This window comes from Paenibacillus sp. EB106-06-01-XG199, assembly GCF_058791575.1.
Genome location: NZ_JBYTDQ010000002.1, coordinates 661889 through 677673 on the forward strand (window position 1 = coordinate 661889; position 15785 = coordinate 677673).

Genomic DNA, 15785 nt, shown 5'->3' on the forward strand with positions numbered 1-15785 from the left:
AAAGTGAGGAGAAGAAATGAAGCGTACACAAGCTACGAGAGAGATTGCAGTGCAGATATTATTCGCCTTGTATGTCTATGCGTTGTTCAAAATCATTTTATTTAAGTTCAGCTCCATAAATTTCATCTTTCTCTGGGATCAATTACAGCGCAGTCCGCAGAATCTCGACCGTGCGATGCAATGGGGAAATTTCATCCCGCTGGCCACCATCTCGAACACATTCGATAACCTGACAAGTCACACACTGCTCAATGTAGGCGGAAATATCGCTTTATTCCTGCCGTATGGCATGTTCCTTATGCTCCAGTCGGGCGGTCAGAGAATTTCGTTATTGTATGTGTTAATTCGCTCCCTGGGTTTAAGTTTGCTGTTGGAGTGTGCACAGGCTATTCTCTCTATCGGTACCTTTGATGTCGACGACCTCATTTTGAATACCCTTGGAGGAGTGATCGGCTATAGTATGCTTCTACTGTTCGCGCACAAGAAAAAGGTCCAGCCCGCCAAAGAGTCATGACGGCTGGACTTGTATAAAACAGATGCACATTTACAGCAGCTACAAGGGCGAGGTATAACGGCTGTATTGTATATCCAGCTCTTTGAAGGCATCCCCTTTCCGGGACAGGAAAAAGGAGTTAATCCCCTCTGCGCCCCACCAATTCAGACCGAGCAGCAGTCCATCTGTAGTCTCGGCAGCAAATAACAGCGAGAACATCTCCGGCATGACCTCACCGCCGTCATCTACACGCCATACTGAATATTCATCCTCCTGAACAACGGCGGGATAATCCACGAACTTCAGCTTCCCGCCATCCTCTACAACAAGACTGAACAGCATGTTCTTGTTCTGTCTCACGAATTGCACCAGGTACAGGGCACGGTCCGGCGGCAAATCCGCCAGCTTCCAGGCTAATTTGATTTCCCGCTGTTTAGCCGCAGAAATGCTCTTTCGCAGAGGATCATCAGCGGTGAGCTGTCCGCGATCTGCTGCTGCCGGCTGAATCTCAAGCAGCGACTTGAGCTTAAACTCAGCGGAATCGGCCAAATAGTAGGTTTCATCCGGGGTTGCGCCGCCTTCATCTACCGAGTAGACATACCCCCGCAGATTGGCAAAATTATTCGCTGACTCCCGGCCGTTACTGTTCTCGCTCCCAGCCTGCCATTTCTCGAACGTTAACGTGAGAATTTGGCCGTTATTGCCGACAGCCGTGTTCAGGGATTTCATCTGTTCCATCTCACTGTCTTCTTCCCGGGTCATCAGGATCTGCTTCCCTTCTGCATCGGCAAACCCGAAAGTGGGATGCAGCCTGGCAGTCTCCATGTACTCCTTCGATGCTGAAGCCGAGCCCTGAGGGTTCGTAGTTGTTCCACCATCGGTTCCCTTGACCGGCGGTGAACTGGCTTCATCCGTAACCGCCGGAGACGGCGTTGCACTTGCTACTACGGCAGACGGCGAGGAAGTGGATGTTGTCCCTTCCTCTGTAGCCGCATTTTGCGCAGAACACCCTGTTAGCAGCACGCAAGTAATCACTATACCCCGGAAAAGCTTCATTCTACATTTCCCCCAGTGAAGTATTAGAATATCCCCATGCTCAGGTAACGCTCACCGGTATCCGGAGCGATACAGAGGACACGCTTGCCGCTCCCCAGATGCCGCGCTTCCTGCAATGCCGTCCACACCGCCGCTCCGCCGGAAGGGCCAATCAATATCCCCTCCGTGCTGGCCAGCGCTCTCACTGTTTCCAGTGCATCCTCGTCGGACACTTGGACGATTTCATCATATACATCCGTGTTCAGGATAGCGGGGACAAATCCCGGGCTGGTTCCGACCAGCTTATGCGGGCCGGGCATGCCGCCCGAAAGCACCGGTGAGCCTTGCGGCTCCACCACAACGATCTTGATGCCGGGCAGCTCCCGGCGCAGCACCTCGCCGGTTCCGGTAATCGTGCCTCCGGTTCCGGAAGTGGCGACGAACACATCGAGCCTGCCGTCCATCTGGGCCACAATTTCCGGTGCCGTTGTCGTGCGGTGGATGTCCGGATTGGCTTTATTCTCAAACTGCTGGGGAATGAAGCTGTCCGCGATTTCTGCGCCAAGCTCCAGCGCCTTGGCAATTGCGCCCGGCATCCGCTCCGCCGCCGGAGTCAGTACCACTTCAGCACCATATGCCTTCAGGATATTAATCCGTTCCTTCGTCATATTATCCGGCATGATGAGAATCGCCTTATACCCCTTTGCCGCTGCGTTCATCGCCAGCCCGATGCCGGTATTTCCGCTAGTCGGCTCGATAATGGTTCCGCCGGGTTTCAGCAAGCCGCCAAGCTCAGCTTGCCGGATCAGATTATATGCGGCCCGGTCTTTCACGCTGCCGCTGGGGTTGAACATTTCCAGCTTCACATACACTTCCGCATCATCCGGTCCGGTCAGGCGGTTCAACCGCAGGGCCGGCGTATCGCCGATCAGTTCCGTAATATTATTGACTACAAGGGGTGTCATGGCAAACCCTCCTAACAGTTTTGTGAGCGCTGCATCCGTGACTATCTCTTCAAATAAAACTGGCATCGGAAGCATGGGCTTTACTTCTTATACTTTGTAACACCCATTGTAGGCTATGGCCCGGCTCTTGTCGATTGCCGGGAATCGTGGCTGCTCATGCCGCTTCTTTATTCTGCGGCAAAAGGCCGCCCCCTTGTGTCGGCGGGAGGCGGCCCTGCTAGCGAAACGGCACCGCTAATGAAAGCAGCAGCACTCCGTTTCTATGGGTCTGTTCAGCTGGCTGTCTAAGGATTAACGTTGATCGTAAAGGTGGACGTATTATTTTTAATAGGAGTGACTGTATTGGTAATCTTCAAGTTGTTGAAGACTACCGAACCCATTGCCGGGCCTTGACCGGCTTCCGCCGATTCATTGGCCCAAATGCCCACTCCCGACTTGGCGTCAAATGCGTCCCCGCTCTTCTGCGCACCGGAAACCGTAATATTGGAGAAGATTGTATCCGCGACAGGGAACTGCGGTGAAGAGCCCACATAGTTGGTCTGAAACATAATGCCGTGGTAAGTCGGATCGATAATGTCCACATCATTGACCCGGATGCCCTGGAACACCTTCGATGCCGAGAATACCCAGATGGCCGGGAAGGTCTGGCTGCCCCAGAAGTGTCCGCCTGCACGGACAATCGAAATATTCTGGAGGTTCGTCGTCGGTGAAGCGCCAAATCCGTTCATCGGATACCCGAAGTCGAGTGAGCTGATGGTAATCCCGGAATAGCATAACGTGTCGGCAATATAAATGTTGCGGAAGGTATTGGCATAACCGCCATAGACCGCGACACCGGCTGCACGCCAGGTCAGGATCGAGGTCAGATTCTCATAGACATTGTCCTTCATGTCCGAACCGCCGGAATCAATCGCCGAGAACAGTGCAAAGCTGTCATCTCCGGTGGCCCGCGCTTCATTGTTGGATACGAGATTATTGGTGCTGCCGTTTGTCATATTAATGCCGTCGGCAAAGGTATTGCGGATACGCGAGTTTTTGATCACCATGTAGTCGGTATTCGCACCCCAGAACATGCATACTTGATGCTCGGTCCAGATGTTATCAATCGTAATGTTCGACACATTGGAGAAATCGAACACTTTACCGGGTCCGTCGATCCGCGAAGTATAATTGCCGAAATAAGCGAAGCCAGAGAAGGTCGATCCATTGGCGGAATCGGTGGCTCTGAATCCGACATCCGTATTGGACTGGCTGACTGGAGCATAAAACCGGGTGTACCACGGTCCTGCACCGACGATCTTCACGGCTTTGCCGTAGACCTGAAACTTGCTTGAGGTTTCGTAAGCTCCGGCAGGCAGATATACCCCCTCAAGGTTGCCGGTGTTATCCATACGGACTTTATCCAGCGCATTCTGCACATCCTGATGGCTGAATCCGGCAGGAACCGCATATTTAGCCGGGTCCGGATTGGCTATTGGAGACACCTGCTCCAGACTGATAAAGTCGATGGCATACTTCGAGGTGTTTGCCGCATCCTTTTGCAGCCTGATCGTGCTTCCTTCCGGAATGGTGCTGTCGAACATAATGTTCGCTTCATCATAGATATGGCGCGGGGAACCGGAGCCCGGGGAGTTGCCGGGATTAGTTTCCGGGCCGTACAACCAGGCATACTTGGAGGTCAGGCTGATCGCCTTGTTGAACACTCCATTGACGTAAATGTTCAGTGTGGCATTGGTTCCGTCACCGCTGGCCGAATCCGGAATGGAGAACCGGGTAACCAGCGTATTGGTACTGGCCTTTGTGGTAAATTCCACATAGCTGCCGGTCGTGTTCAGTGTTACCGCCCTCCGGCCCGAAGCTTCACCGGCCAGATCGCCGATGGTGCGGTTCGGGGCAAGCTTAACAGCTCCGCCGCCGACAACACCATCCTCGGCCTCATACATGTCGTAAGGCATGTTCGCCCCGCGGCCGACAAACAGCGGCTGGGTCTGAATATTGTTGGCCTGTTTCACCGGAAGCTCATTGGTATCCACGGCAATTTCACTCTTCACCGTGTACTTGCCGTTCGCAGCAGTCCATGTGCCCAAAGTGACCGGAGCCGTTGTGGCACCGCTGGCGATTACTCCGTTGTAGGACCCGGTTAAGGTTTTGACCACGGTATTGGTGGTGGCATCGGTCACTGTCAGCGTTATGTTATGTGCACCGCCGGCGGAAGCTGCTGTCCCTTGGTTTTTGATGGCAACCGAGAAGGTTACGGTATTGCCTCCGGCCGGATTTCCCGGGGTCCAGCTTACCGGGGAACCGAGCAGATCGGAGCTTGATGCAGGTGCAACAGTAAGAGAAGACGGATGGATGTAGCTGTTATTGCCTTCGTTCAGTTCAATAACAGTGTTGCTCTCATCCACCTTGGCGCTCAGTGCAAAGGTGGCCGCATCTTGGGCACCTATGTTAAGCGAGACATTGGCTGAGGCTCCTGCGGCAAGTTCCCCTACCGGAGCCGTCCCTACCTTGGTCGTGCCCAGATAAAAGCTGACATTTGTCGCTGTGGATGCTGCGGTTCCGGCATTTTTGACGGCTGCGGTTAAGGTGATGGCATCCGTTTCCACCGGAGCAGAAGGGCTCCAGGACATTGCCGTCACCGTCAGATCAGGATTCGCTGCCGGCGTGCCTGTAATTTGAAATTCTGCAACCTGGCCGGCATTTGAACCGGAGTTGCTGGTGAACTTCAGTTGAAGCTCACTGGCCGTTGCCGTAACCGGAATGGTCACTGAATTGCCGCTGGCCGGATTAAAGGTATACAGGGTATCCGGAACGAGACTTGTAAAGGTGGAGGTTACCTGATTGTGTCCCAATACCTCAATTGTTTGGGTACGGGTTGCCCAGGCCGCCGCCGGATTCAGCTTCACGACAACAGAAGTAATGCTGGCATTGGCCCCAAGATTGACCGTCAGCGTATTCGGATAGCTGGCAGCCCCGCCCTCCCAGTAAGTGGTGACATCGCCGTCATTCGCATGGCCAGGAACAAACGTAAATATGGATGAGGAAGCATTAATGGTTTTGCCGATGGCCAGATTCGATCCTGGACCTGTGCTTGGGGTAGCTGTAGGTGAAACCGTTGGTGTGGCTGTAGGCGTTGGTGAGGGTGTTGCTGTTGGGATTGCTGTCGGTGTGGTTGTTGGTGTTGGTACGGTTGTTGGTGTCGCCGTAGGTGTGGCCGCCGGAGTAAGAACCAGATGATCCATATTAACATTGCCGGTATCTCCGGAATCGTATTTATAGGAAATCGTGTTGTTGCCGGCAGCCAAAGTTAATATTTCATCTTGTGTGGACCAAGTGTCCCAGTTCGCCAGATTGGGAAACGAGGTCTGCTTAACCTTTGTTCCGTTCACATAGACACTTAATGTTCTGGTGCTGCCTGAAGCGTTGGCATACCTAAGCGAAACATTGTAGCTGCCTGCAGTGGCAGCAGTAACCGTAAAGGCTGTGGTTGCACCTTGTACGAGATATCCGTCCACAAATGCCGAGCCTGTATAGCCGGCATGGTCGGTGTTTGTCTTGGCTCCACCGGATAATGCGGCAGCTTCCGCTTCATAAGTGCCGGTTGGCGTTATGTTCGTCCCATAGACCTCAATCTCGGATACCTGTGCTGCCTGCCAGCCCGTATTTGCGGTAAAGTTTAATTTGATGTATCTGGCGTTTGCTGCGGTAAAATTAATGGTTACCGTGTTGGACCCGCTTGACGGATTAAACGTATAGCTCGCCGATGCCGCAAGGTTGCTGTACGCAGAATCATTCGTGCTGCCTTGAACAGCTAACGTTTGCGTTCTTGCCTCCCAGGCAGCAGGCAGCTTCAGTACCACCTGGTTCACACTGCTACTTGTGCCCAAATCTATCTTTAACCATTGCGGAAAAGCATTGCTTGCACTTTCCCAATACGTCCCTTGATTGCCGTCATTGGCATTCGCCGCCACATAAACGTCGCCGACCGAGCTTGCGGTAATTGTTTTGCCCTGCACCAGATTGGCTGCCGCAGAGCTTACAGCCGGAAACAGCGCCAATTGCCCTACAAACAACGCAACAATCAAACCATAGATGAGGAATGTTTTCCTGGCAGATGCCTTGTTTCCTGTTAACATACACAACCACCTTCCATAATGTTATGGATCATGTTAAAGAAAGCGTATGCATAAACAACTTGTTTCCCCCTTCACCTCCTTGATTCAAAGGCTACCCTCCTGCCCGCAATAATCCAATTTCAATTAGCCAGCTGCAGCGTCTCCCAATGCTGTACATCCACAACAAAAAGCACGATCTATTCCTTGCGTAAACATGCAGAACTACTAGCCGCAATCGCAAGATACACTGACCGAACTCGGAGACTGACTATTAACTAACTAATTATGGTAATAATATAAGATATAACTAGATTTTAACCAATGGCCGTTTCTATGCGTAGTATGTGTAATATTACGTTCACATTAATTGTTATTCTTTTCTACCCGGCCAAAATAAATCTTTCTCGGAAGATTCAGATGATCAGAATCTATAACAAGTTCATCTAATTCTGGAACCGAATTTTTGGTAAGCATCAGCCCGTCAATTGTGGAATTAATAATCTCCAGCGCCGAACAGTCTAACAAGGCCAATGCAGCTGGTGACAGCCCGCAGACTTTGCCAAAACGGGTGGAGTAAAGATCCAAGCTTATGCCCAAAACACACCTACTCTAAATTACCCTGATACTGGAATAAACTCTCCATTCATATATAGCAGCCTTTAAAAAAAGTGACCCCGCCGTCATCCGGCAGGGTCAAGGTCTATTGTAAGGGGGTCATGTGTTGAATATACCGCCTGAAGCTTAAAACCAACTGAAATGAAGGTAAAGATTTGCTGAAGAGGCGGCGATGAAAACGAGAATGCCACTGCGAAGCCAAGTAGTATTTTGCGCGAATTTTTGTAAACATAGGTGTTTCCTCCATATCCGTATGTATTCTTTGCTGATACAACCACACTAAATCTGTTATGTAACCAGCAGCTCGGAACCGCCTCTTCCTATGTATCTTTAAACATTTCCTCTGCCCTTATCCTATCTCCCCAGCCTTAAGCTGACCTGAGTTTGAACTGAATGTTCGCTTAAAGTGCGGAGGTGAATTGGATGTCGGGATTCAGCCGCATAACAAAGAAACGGATGCCGTCCTTTGTAGAATGGTATCCGTTTCAAAGAGGAATATAAGGTTAAATTGTTCTAAATGATCAATCCCATATCTTAGGGCGGTCAACTCCCATGGTTCTCATATAATCTAACAGCTGACCAGTGTGAACAGCTTCGTGGTAAGCAATGCGTAATAACATATCTCCAAGCGTTCTAATATAACCGCCTTCATCATAAAGGTCTATTTCTATAGTTTCTAAGTCGTTGATATTAATTGCCTGTATGTACTTCAGGAATTCTTCACGATATGGCTGTGCAAATTCAAGTTCATCGTCTACGGATATGAATTTCTTTGCTTCAAAGGGATTAAACAGATTAGAGAGTGCTTTACCACCTCGCCCTATAAGAACTTGATGAAAAAGAAATTCACCTTGTAATAAATGTCTAATGATTTCACCACAAGTAAGGGCGTGTTCATCAGGTTTCCAATTTAACATTTCATCGGGTATAGCATTCCATACTTTTATACTTCTACGCCTAACTTCTTCAAAATTTAAGATGATTAAATCAGTTGCATTCAAGAAAGTTCCCCCTTTGCTTCTATGATCAGGTAAATTATACCAATCTAATTTTTGTAAAACAACAAATTTTAGAAAACATTCTTCAATAAAGACCGCCTCTCCATCCTAAACATGGAAATGACGGCCCTTAACTGTATACATTAAACAAAAAAGCTGTCTCCCGCCTCACCCTTTCACACTTCTCAGCTTCTGTGCAAAGGAACGCGGCGTAAGCCTGTGATAGGAAATCAGTTCTCCGTTATAGATCACATTAAAAACGCCATATGGAGTCGGCGACAGCTCCATCATCTTTTCGCGGCTGTCCATATGAATGACTTCGGCCTTTATATTCAGCGCAGCTGCCGCTTCCAGCACATTTGCCGTTGCCACCTCAATATAAGGACATTGATCGCTCCGCAGAATCGTCAGTCCATCATCATACCGCGCAAGCCGGGCATCCCAATCCCGGGGGAAATAGGGTGCAGGAGCATTGTCGAGCTGATATGTATAAAGCTCAAAACCATACGGTGCGGCATCCACGGCCACAAATCCGTTCCTGCTGAAAATTTCCGGCCCGGGCGCCCAGGAAGTATCTGCATTCGTAATAACAGCTACACCATGCTTGCCCTGGACCCGGGCATCCTGAATACATCTATCGATCAGCGCCGAGCCCAGCCCTTGGCCTGTTAATCCGGCCCAGAGGCACTGAATCACGAGATAACCCTCGGCATGAAGCACTCTCCAGGCCTGTTCCCCAGGCATATACTCGATGAAACCAACGGACCTCGCGCCTTCCTTCACCAGCACATACTGCAACCCTTCTTTCAGCTGCCCGGCTGCCCATTCCGCCTGATTCCGGTAGCCCGCAGTTTTAGGCATACTCCGCAGACAATAGCAGCCCGTTGTGGATAGGCCTTGTTCATCTAACTGAATCCATTCCAATGCCATTCCGCTCTCTCCAATCCCGTTTATTCATATAAATTCCCGTTCGCAAGCCGGGCCAGCTTAGCTTCATCCATTACACTCAAACGGCCCTGTTTGCGTTCAATGATGCCATCCTCAATGAACCGCCGCACAATCCGGTTCAGATGGCGGTAGCTCGTTCCGAGCAAATCCGCCGTCTCCGTAAGACTTGCCGTGCGGAGCTCCTCCACACGATGCCCGCCGACGCTGTCCGCGAACATAGACATCAGATAGCTGGCAAACCGGTTCTCCACCGGGTAGAGCAGATTCAGCGCGGAGGTCTGGCCGAGCGTGTACAGCTTATGACTTAGCTCTCCGACCAGAAAACGCAGCAACGCCGTGTTCTCTTCCATCTCTTTCAGCAGCAGCTTTCTTCCGGCCACCAGCAGCAGGCTGTCGCCAACAGACTCCACCTCATTTTTAACCGGATACTGCCGCAGCAGCTCCACGTCCCCAATCACGGACATCGGTCTGGCAAACCGCACCAGCATCGATTTTCCGTTGGGGAGCAGCGTGTGAATTTTGAGCTTCCCTTGGACCAGGATGAACATGCTCTCCAGCCGGTCTCCGACCGAGCAGACCGCCTCCCCGTCGCCGTACCGCCGCAGCTCCATTCTTTCAATGACCTCAGTGCTGAACATCTCTTCCAGCCCGTTCTTCCCGGCCAGTGTACGGACAGCCTCAAGATCCAATATTGTGTTCATTCCGTGCTTCCTCCTTGACCTCATGCTGGCTTCAATGTACCACAATATATAGTAGAGTATAACCCGTCCCCGATTTCAAAATAAAGCGTCTATTCCGCGAAATATTGCTCCAGGGCCTGCTGCGCCCGGTATTTGGATATATTGAAGGACGGCCATTCTTGTTCAGCAATTGTGTTGCTCTGCCACTTGTCACGCAGGTTCTGATCCAGCAGCCCATCCTCTTTCTTACTGAATTCAATCAGCTTCGGGACCGCACCCCAGGACAGTCCGCTCAAATAGGCAGCATCCAGCTTGCCGCTGGCTTCATACCGTTCCATATTTCTGCCGGCAATGATCCCGTCCATCCCAATATAATTCATCAGCACGTACGCAAGCAGACCAAGCACAATATAACATTTGGCCAGCGGGAAGTTCACCCGGCTAATCCGCACCGCCGCAATGACCAGCAGCAAACCGAGAAAGATCATAAAGGCGTGCACGAGAAAGCGGATATAGGTGTAGCCGTAGGCTTCCTCATACAGTGCCAGACGGGAGTAGGCAGAATACAACATAACCATGGAGCACAGGACCAAGGTATAGAGCAGGACGTTAATGATCTTTTTCAGCGTTTTCTTCACTTCCCCTACAGACAGCAGCGACAAGAGCAAAATCGCAAAGTTGATGGCTGTAACCAGAATCAGCTCGAAAAATCCGCTCCGGGCATAGTCAGCATACGTGCTGCCTTCCGGCAAAACCCCATCCCATGCACCAAACAAATATGAAAACTGCACGCTTACAAACAACACATACACGGTATTGATCGACACAAGGATCGTAGTGACAATTACCGGATCAATGGAAAAGGTGAAGGGTTCAAGGACCGGCTCGCCGTCCAGCGGCGGCACGCTCCAGTCATAGTGTTTAGGATCGGCGAACCCTTGGGCAAAACCGAATAGTCCCATTCCGAGCAGGATGATCCATAAGATACGGCCTAAGCCGTCACTGAATGAAATCCGCTCCAGCAGCGCCGGTACGTCCGCCAGTATCTTATGAAATACACCGTCGGCTGAAGAGAGCAGTGAGATTACAATCAGCAGCAGCGGGCAGGAGATGAGCAGTCCAATCAGCACTTTGACCAGCATCTGCTTGCGCTCCCCTTGCAGATTCCTGCCTCCTGCTTTTTGGATAATCTTAAACACTGTTGGCCAATGCCGCAGGCTCTGGGCAAAAAAGTGCTCGGCCGCAGCCCCAATCAGTGCTAACCGGCTCCAGGACGGAACACGATAGCTTAGCATATAGGTCATATGTAAGAAAATCAGCGCCGGAATCACCAGGAAATTTAGCCCGAAGAAAAACCAGTTTGCAAACAGTGCGTACGTCAAGGAGAGCAGAAATATGGCTCCCAGCCAAACATAGCTGAACCACGTGTTCTTACGCAACCTATCCTTGGCAACATAGAGCATAAAGATATAGAGCAGGCATACAAAAATCGGTACAGAAACGCCTGCCATCTGGCCGTAGAACAGATATTGATGCACGTCAGCCAGCAGAAATGCAGCAATTAATGCGTAAAGCGGCCGCATTGCTGTAACCGCATTTTCATCCTCCATGGTAAATCCCCCCATTTTCTTGCTTTCTTATCCCAATTTTAGCTGATAAAATAAGAAGAAAAAGAGAAAGAAATGAGTTTATATTTCCTATTTTAAGAAAGGAACAGCCGACAATGAAACTGCACAGCCAATTTCTGAAGCTGCACTCCCATCATGGGGGAGCGGCGGAAATCATGGTCACCCTTGATGAACTAGCTTTAACTCTGGGCTGCACCCACCGCAATGCATTGCATGTTATCAATAAAATGTCGGAGCAGGGCTGGATTGTCTGGACGCCCAGCCGGGGGCGGGGCCGCCGGTCCTCCCTGAAATTTCTCACGGATTCCGAGTCTATCGCCCTGCAATCCATGAAGCAGGCGATCAGCAGCAGAGATATCCGCAGCGCCATGGAGGGCATCCGCGGACACGCCCGTTCCTCCTCGCTGCAGGATTCCCTGCAGGGCTGGCTGATGTCCTACTTCGGCCATCACTCCGAGATCCGCAGCGACAAACGGATTGACAGCTTACGGCTGCCGGTCAACCAGCAGCTCCATACCTTTGATCCGCTGTACATGAATTTATTGGCGGAGTCCTTCGTGTCCAGCCATGTGTTCGACGGGCTGGTAGGACGCGGCGGCGAGCGGGACGACATCCTTCCCGGGCTCGCCCATGCCTGGGATGTAGATGACAGCCGCACCAGCTGGACATTCCATCTGCGCAAGGATGTCTTCTTCCATCATGGGAAGGTACTGGCTGCTGAAGATGTTGTCTATTCCTTCAAACGGATGATGACTTCGTCGCACCGGATGCTGTACAACTCTATTTTTAAAGAGATTCAGGAAGTGAACGCCCTGAACGTTACCACGGTGCGATTTCTGCTCAAGAAACCCAATGAGCTCTTCCTGCCTTTCCTGTGCACAAGCCGGGCAGCTGTCGTTCCAAGAGATCTGGAAAACCAGGATGAGAGCAGCTTTGGGCGCAGACCGGCAGGCACCGGACCGTTCAAGGTAGCGGAGATGCATGAGGATTCCTGCGTACTGGAGGTATTCCCGTATTATTTTCAGGGCCGCGCTCATCTGGACCGGGTAGAAATTCTCTATGTACCGTGGGGGATAAGTAATTCTTCTCCGGAGACAAGCACCGGCTTCCACATTGTTACGAATCCTTCTGTCTCTGACCCTTCGGCCTGGAGCCGGATTCATTCCGAGTCCTCCGTACGGAAATTTATGACCTTCAATACGAAAAAAAAGGGACCGCTAAGCGACCCCCTTCTTCGGGCAGACATTGTATCCTGTTTAAACGCGGATGTGGAGACGCATGGACCACAGCAGCACGAGCCTCATCCGGCAGCGCTGCAAATTGCCACGATCCCGCAATATTCCGGTGATGCCGAATTCATTGCCGCAAGGCTGAAGCGCCAGGGTTATGCCTGCACGGTACTGACCGTCTCCCCGGAGGAATTCAAAGGCCCGGTCCGCCTGCAAGCCGACCTGATTGTTTTCTCCCTGCTCCGTGATCAGGATGAACAGCTCCGGCTGTTCGACCTGTATCTGACGCTCGCGCAGCATATCGAGCCGCGTACCCGGGCCGATATCGAAGGCCGGCTGAGCCTCATTTCCCGCGAGCCTCATTTCCAGGCCAGAGCCGAAGGCTTCAAGATTATCGAAGACAGCCTGATCCGCGATCATCAGCTGCATATCCTGTACGAAAAGCCCACCGAAACGGCTTACCTTCCCTCCGTGCGCGGTGTAACCTTCAACAGCCAGGGCTGGGTCGACCTGCGCCATCTATGGTTCCCGCCGGAGCTGTAGAGCCTCTAAGGACAGTTAGCCTGCTCATTCCAGTGGCCGAAGGGACGACGAGCGGACCAGACCTCCACAGGAGTTAAAGTTCAATTCTGTCGGCCCGGCAGGCTGTCCGCTAGCCCTTTGCCGATCACATTGGCGGAAGGCGGCTGCTTCCCGAGCTCTCTGGCCCAGACGGAGAGCTGCCCGATATGGTGAATTTCATGAGCGATAACATGGCGCATAATTTCGCCCCAGGCATCAGTAACCACCGATCCGTCACTGCGCTCGTCTACAAAAACATTACGCTCCAGACCTTCATGCCAGGCCAGCACAAAGTCTTCCACCCCGGGACGAAGCTTTGCATCCAGCTCCCGTACCTTTTGCAGGCTGCTGTATAGGGCAAAATCCTCCTGAAAATCCGGCTTGCCCCCCATCACCATGATCCAGCTCCACTCTACATCGGCAATATGAAACAACGTCTTCAATATTCCGCCAACGCCGCCTATACGTGGCTTCAGCAGTTCCTCTTCCGGTATTTCCTCACACCACTTGTACCACTGCTCGCGAACCATCCAGTTATAACGGAAAAACGTCTCCATCCAACCCCTCCATTAGTGTTAATTTCATCACACTTGCAGACAGTTTAACATATAGCAGAACCGGCATGGCATGGAAAAAATAATTACACTTGTCATACAGCTTCTTCCAGGAAAAAGTATATAATTATAGAATATTTTATAAAGAGGAGTGAATCCGTTGCTTTTGGTTTTTGTAATCTGTCCTATAATCGTTATAGTCACTTCAATTGTTGGTTTTATGTTGATTAGAAGATGGTTCGTAATGCCGTTATTAACTTTTATTGTTTTCACAGTACTAACTTTTACCGTCTTCAATGAGTCCTTTTTCATTTGGGCGTTAGTTTATGCAATATTATCAGTCATCGTAGGGTTAATGATGAAGCCAAAAAGGTGAAATCAGCAAACGTGAGTATCCATCAAAGATAAATTCAAAAAATGCCCACACGGCCCTCCTCCCTCATGTTAATGTGAGCTTAGATGCTTGCGGTACCCTTCTACCTTCTCATCCCGGTAGCCCATTGACTCATAGAAGACATGCGCTTCCTTACGCTGCTCACCGGAGACGAGGATAATGTAATAGCAGTTTCTCCCGTGGGCGGCTTGCTCAATGGCAGTCATAAGCTTTTTGCCCAGACCCTGGCGTCTCGCACGGGAGGATACGACTACATTCTCGATCACCATAAACGGCCGGCAGTCTCCGACGAGATCCTGGCATTCGATCCCCATCAAGGAGCCGAGCAGCTCCCCGTCCACGTACGCCCCGAGCAAGATGTACCGGCTGTCTGCCTTTATCCTGTTAAAAGCTTCTGCCAGCTTCACTTGATCTGTTCGATGGCCTATCAATTCACTGTACAGCTCATTTAATGCCTCAAGAGCATCCGCTTCAATTTCCTGTATGGTGACCATTTTGTGCATCCCGCTTTCATTTAATTTTCTATCTTCTCATATGTATAAAGCTGCCCATTTCGCGGATGTCCCATCCGCTTTCCTTGATAGGATCTGCGCCGCAGTTCCCGCTCCAGCTGCTTCATAAAAGCGCCGTGTGTGACGATCAGCACACCAGAGCGCTGCGGTACTGACTCCAGGAGATCGACAGCCGCTTTCACGCGCTGACTGGTTGTCCGCCTGCTCTCTGGCTGGGAGCGGTGACCGAATATCCAAGACAGACGTCCTAGAGCCAACCACAAGGGTACCGGCAGCCTGGGACCTGATTCACTAACCGCAGCCACTCTAATTTCTCTCAGCTGCTCCGTGAATGTAATGCTGCCTGAGTAGATGCTGCGGGCAGTATCCACCGCTCTGGGCAGATCGCTGCACAGGCAATGATCCCACCGTTCTGAAGGCTGCTTCCACTTCCCGGTCCGGATATCCGCTGCATCATACAATCTCACCCATTCATTGAACTGACGGCCGTTCACCCAGCCCTGCAGCGGCGGAGGCTCTACTTTGAAATGTCTGACCAATCCGAATTTCACCGTCTACCACCCGCCTGAATCAACGGTATCGACTTCAATTCCTTTTCCAGCTGTCAGATGAAGGTTCGCATTGCCCTTGCCTTTGTTTCCGACAATTTTAATCCGGCTGTTTCCTTTGATAAGCGGCAGTTCCATCGAACCTTCAGCGCTGCCTTCGGCAATGACTACGGTTTCCTCTTCAGGAGTTATGAGTATGACTTTAAACTTACCTTTGGTGATATCCTGCTCAAACTCGATGTCAAGCTTGCCTTCCTCCGTTGCCTCAATGCTCCACAAAGTATCCGATCCATAGAAGCCGGTAAACGTAAGCTCGGCATCCTGTGCAGTCACTTCACCTTTTCGATCCTTATATGTAAGGCTGTCTCCGCTCTGCACGATCTCCTTGTTGTTTCCATACACATCCTTCTGTTTCTGGTTGACACCGCAGCCGGCAAACACCACAGCAGCCAGAACCACACTAAGACAACAAGCAATCCTCCGGTTGTACATCTTATACACTCCCCATGA

General features: G+C 51.0%; 14 protein-coding genes. 3 read left to right on the forward strand and 11 right to left on the reverse strand.

Annotated features, from left to right (window positions below):
• The first annotated feature begins 16 nt into the window (after positions 1–16).
• A complete protein-coding gene (locus AC3WT9_RS08975; protein ID WP_341092288.1) occupies positions 17–514 on the forward strand; it encodes a VanZ family protein in 498 nt (165 codons plus the stop codon).
• Positions 515–553: 39 nt separating this feature from the next.
• Here the strand turns inward: AC3WT9_RS08975 and AC3WT9_RS08980 are convergent, their stop codons facing one another.
• From AC3WT9_RS08980 to AC3WT9_RS09010, 7 genes are all read right to left on the reverse strand, one after another.
• The gene (locus tag AC3WT9_RS08980; RefSeq protein ID WP_341378279.1) at positions 554–1549 is read right to left on the reverse strand and encodes a DUF3558 domain-containing protein; all 996 of its coding nucleotides are present in this window, start codon (positions 1547–1549) and stop codon (positions 554–556) included.
• A 23-nt stretch (positions 1550–1572) separates the two neighbouring features.
• Positions 1573–2493, reverse strand: coding sequence for a cysteine synthase A (gene cysK, locus AC3WT9_RS08985; RefSeq protein ID WP_341092286.1), 921 nt, complete (start codon positions 2491–2493; stop codon positions 1573–1575).
• A 284-nt stretch (positions 2494–2777) separates the two neighbouring features.
• Positions 2778–6629 (reverse strand): galactose-binding domain-containing protein, encoded by a 3852-nt coding sequence (locus AC3WT9_RS08990; protein ID WP_341378278.1) that lies wholly within the window; start codon positions 6627–6629, stop codon positions 2778–2780.
• Positions 6630–7744: 1115 nt separating this feature from the next.
• Entirely contained in the window at positions 7745–8224 is a 480-nt protein-coding gene (locus tag AC3WT9_RS08995) for a DinB family protein (RefSeq protein ID WP_341092283.1), read from the reverse strand.
• Positions 8225–8389: 165 nt separating this feature from the next.
• Positions 8390–9151: a GNAT family N-acetyltransferase gene (locus AC3WT9_RS09000; RefSeq protein ID WP_341378277.1), complete on the reverse strand. Its 762-nt coding sequence runs from the start codon at positions 9149–9151 to the stop codon at positions 8390–8392.
• Positions 9152–9171: 20 nt separating this feature from the next.
• Positions 9172–9870 (reverse strand): Crp/Fnr family transcriptional regulator, encoded by a 699-nt coding sequence (locus AC3WT9_RS09005; RefSeq protein WP_341092279.1) that lies wholly within the window; start codon positions 9868–9870, stop codon positions 9172–9174.
• Positions 9871–9959: 89 nt separating this feature from the next.
• Positions 9960–11459 carry a DUF4153 domain-containing protein gene (locus tag AC3WT9_RS09010; RefSeq protein ID WP_341378275.1) on the reverse strand — a complete coding sequence of 500 codons (1500 nt, stop codon included), beginning with the start codon at positions 11457–11459 and terminating at the stop codon, positions 9960–9962.
• A 113-nt stretch (positions 11460–11572) separates the two neighbouring features.
• Here AC3WT9_RS09010 and AC3WT9_RS09015 point away from each other — a divergent pair, with 113 nt between their 5' ends.
• Complete coding sequence (locus AC3WT9_RS09015) at positions 11573–13249, forward strand: ABC transporter substrate-binding protein (protein WP_341378274.1); 1677 nt, start codon at positions 11573–11575, stop codon at positions 13247–13249.
• Positions 13250–13329: 80 nt separating this feature from the next.
• Here the strand turns inward: AC3WT9_RS09015 and AC3WT9_RS09020 are convergent, their stop codons facing one another.
• Positions 13330–13824 carry a DinB family protein gene (locus tag AC3WT9_RS09020; protein ID WP_341092275.1) on the reverse strand — a complete coding sequence of 165 codons (495 nt, stop codon included), beginning with the start codon at positions 13822–13824 and terminating at the stop codon, positions 13330–13332.
• Positions 13825–13972: 148 nt separating this feature from the next.
• On the opposite strand from AC3WT9_RS09020, the gene AC3WT9_RS09025 reads away from it, so the two are divergent.
• Positions 13973–14197 carry a DUF2651 family protein gene (locus AC3WT9_RS09025; protein WP_341378273.1) on the forward strand — a complete coding sequence of 75 codons (225 nt, stop codon included), beginning with the start codon at positions 13973–13975 and terminating at the stop codon, positions 14195–14197.
• A 68-nt stretch (positions 14198–14265) separates the two neighbouring features.
• Here AC3WT9_RS09025 and AC3WT9_RS09030 read toward each other — a convergent pair whose 3' ends face one another.
• From AC3WT9_RS09030 to AC3WT9_RS09040, 3 genes are read right to left on the reverse strand one after another with little or no spacing between them, the layout of a single operon-like run.
• Positions 14266–14709 (reverse strand): GNAT family N-acetyltransferase, encoded by a 444-nt coding sequence (locus tag AC3WT9_RS09030; RefSeq protein ID WP_341378272.1) that lies wholly within the window; start codon positions 14707–14709, stop codon positions 14266–14268.
• Positions 14710–14729: 20 nt separating this feature from the next.
• Positions 14730–15278 carry a histidine phosphatase family protein gene (locus AC3WT9_RS09035; protein WP_341378271.1) on the reverse strand — a complete coding sequence of 183 codons (549 nt, stop codon included), beginning with the start codon at positions 15276–15278 and terminating at the stop codon, positions 14730–14732.
• Positions 15279–15281: 3 nt separating this feature from the next.
• On the reverse strand, positions 15282–15767 hold the full coding sequence (locus AC3WT9_RS09040; protein ID WP_341092269.1) for a hypothetical protein: 486 nt from the start codon (positions 15765–15767) through the stop codon (positions 15282–15284).
• Positions 15768–15785: the final 18 nt, after the last annotated feature.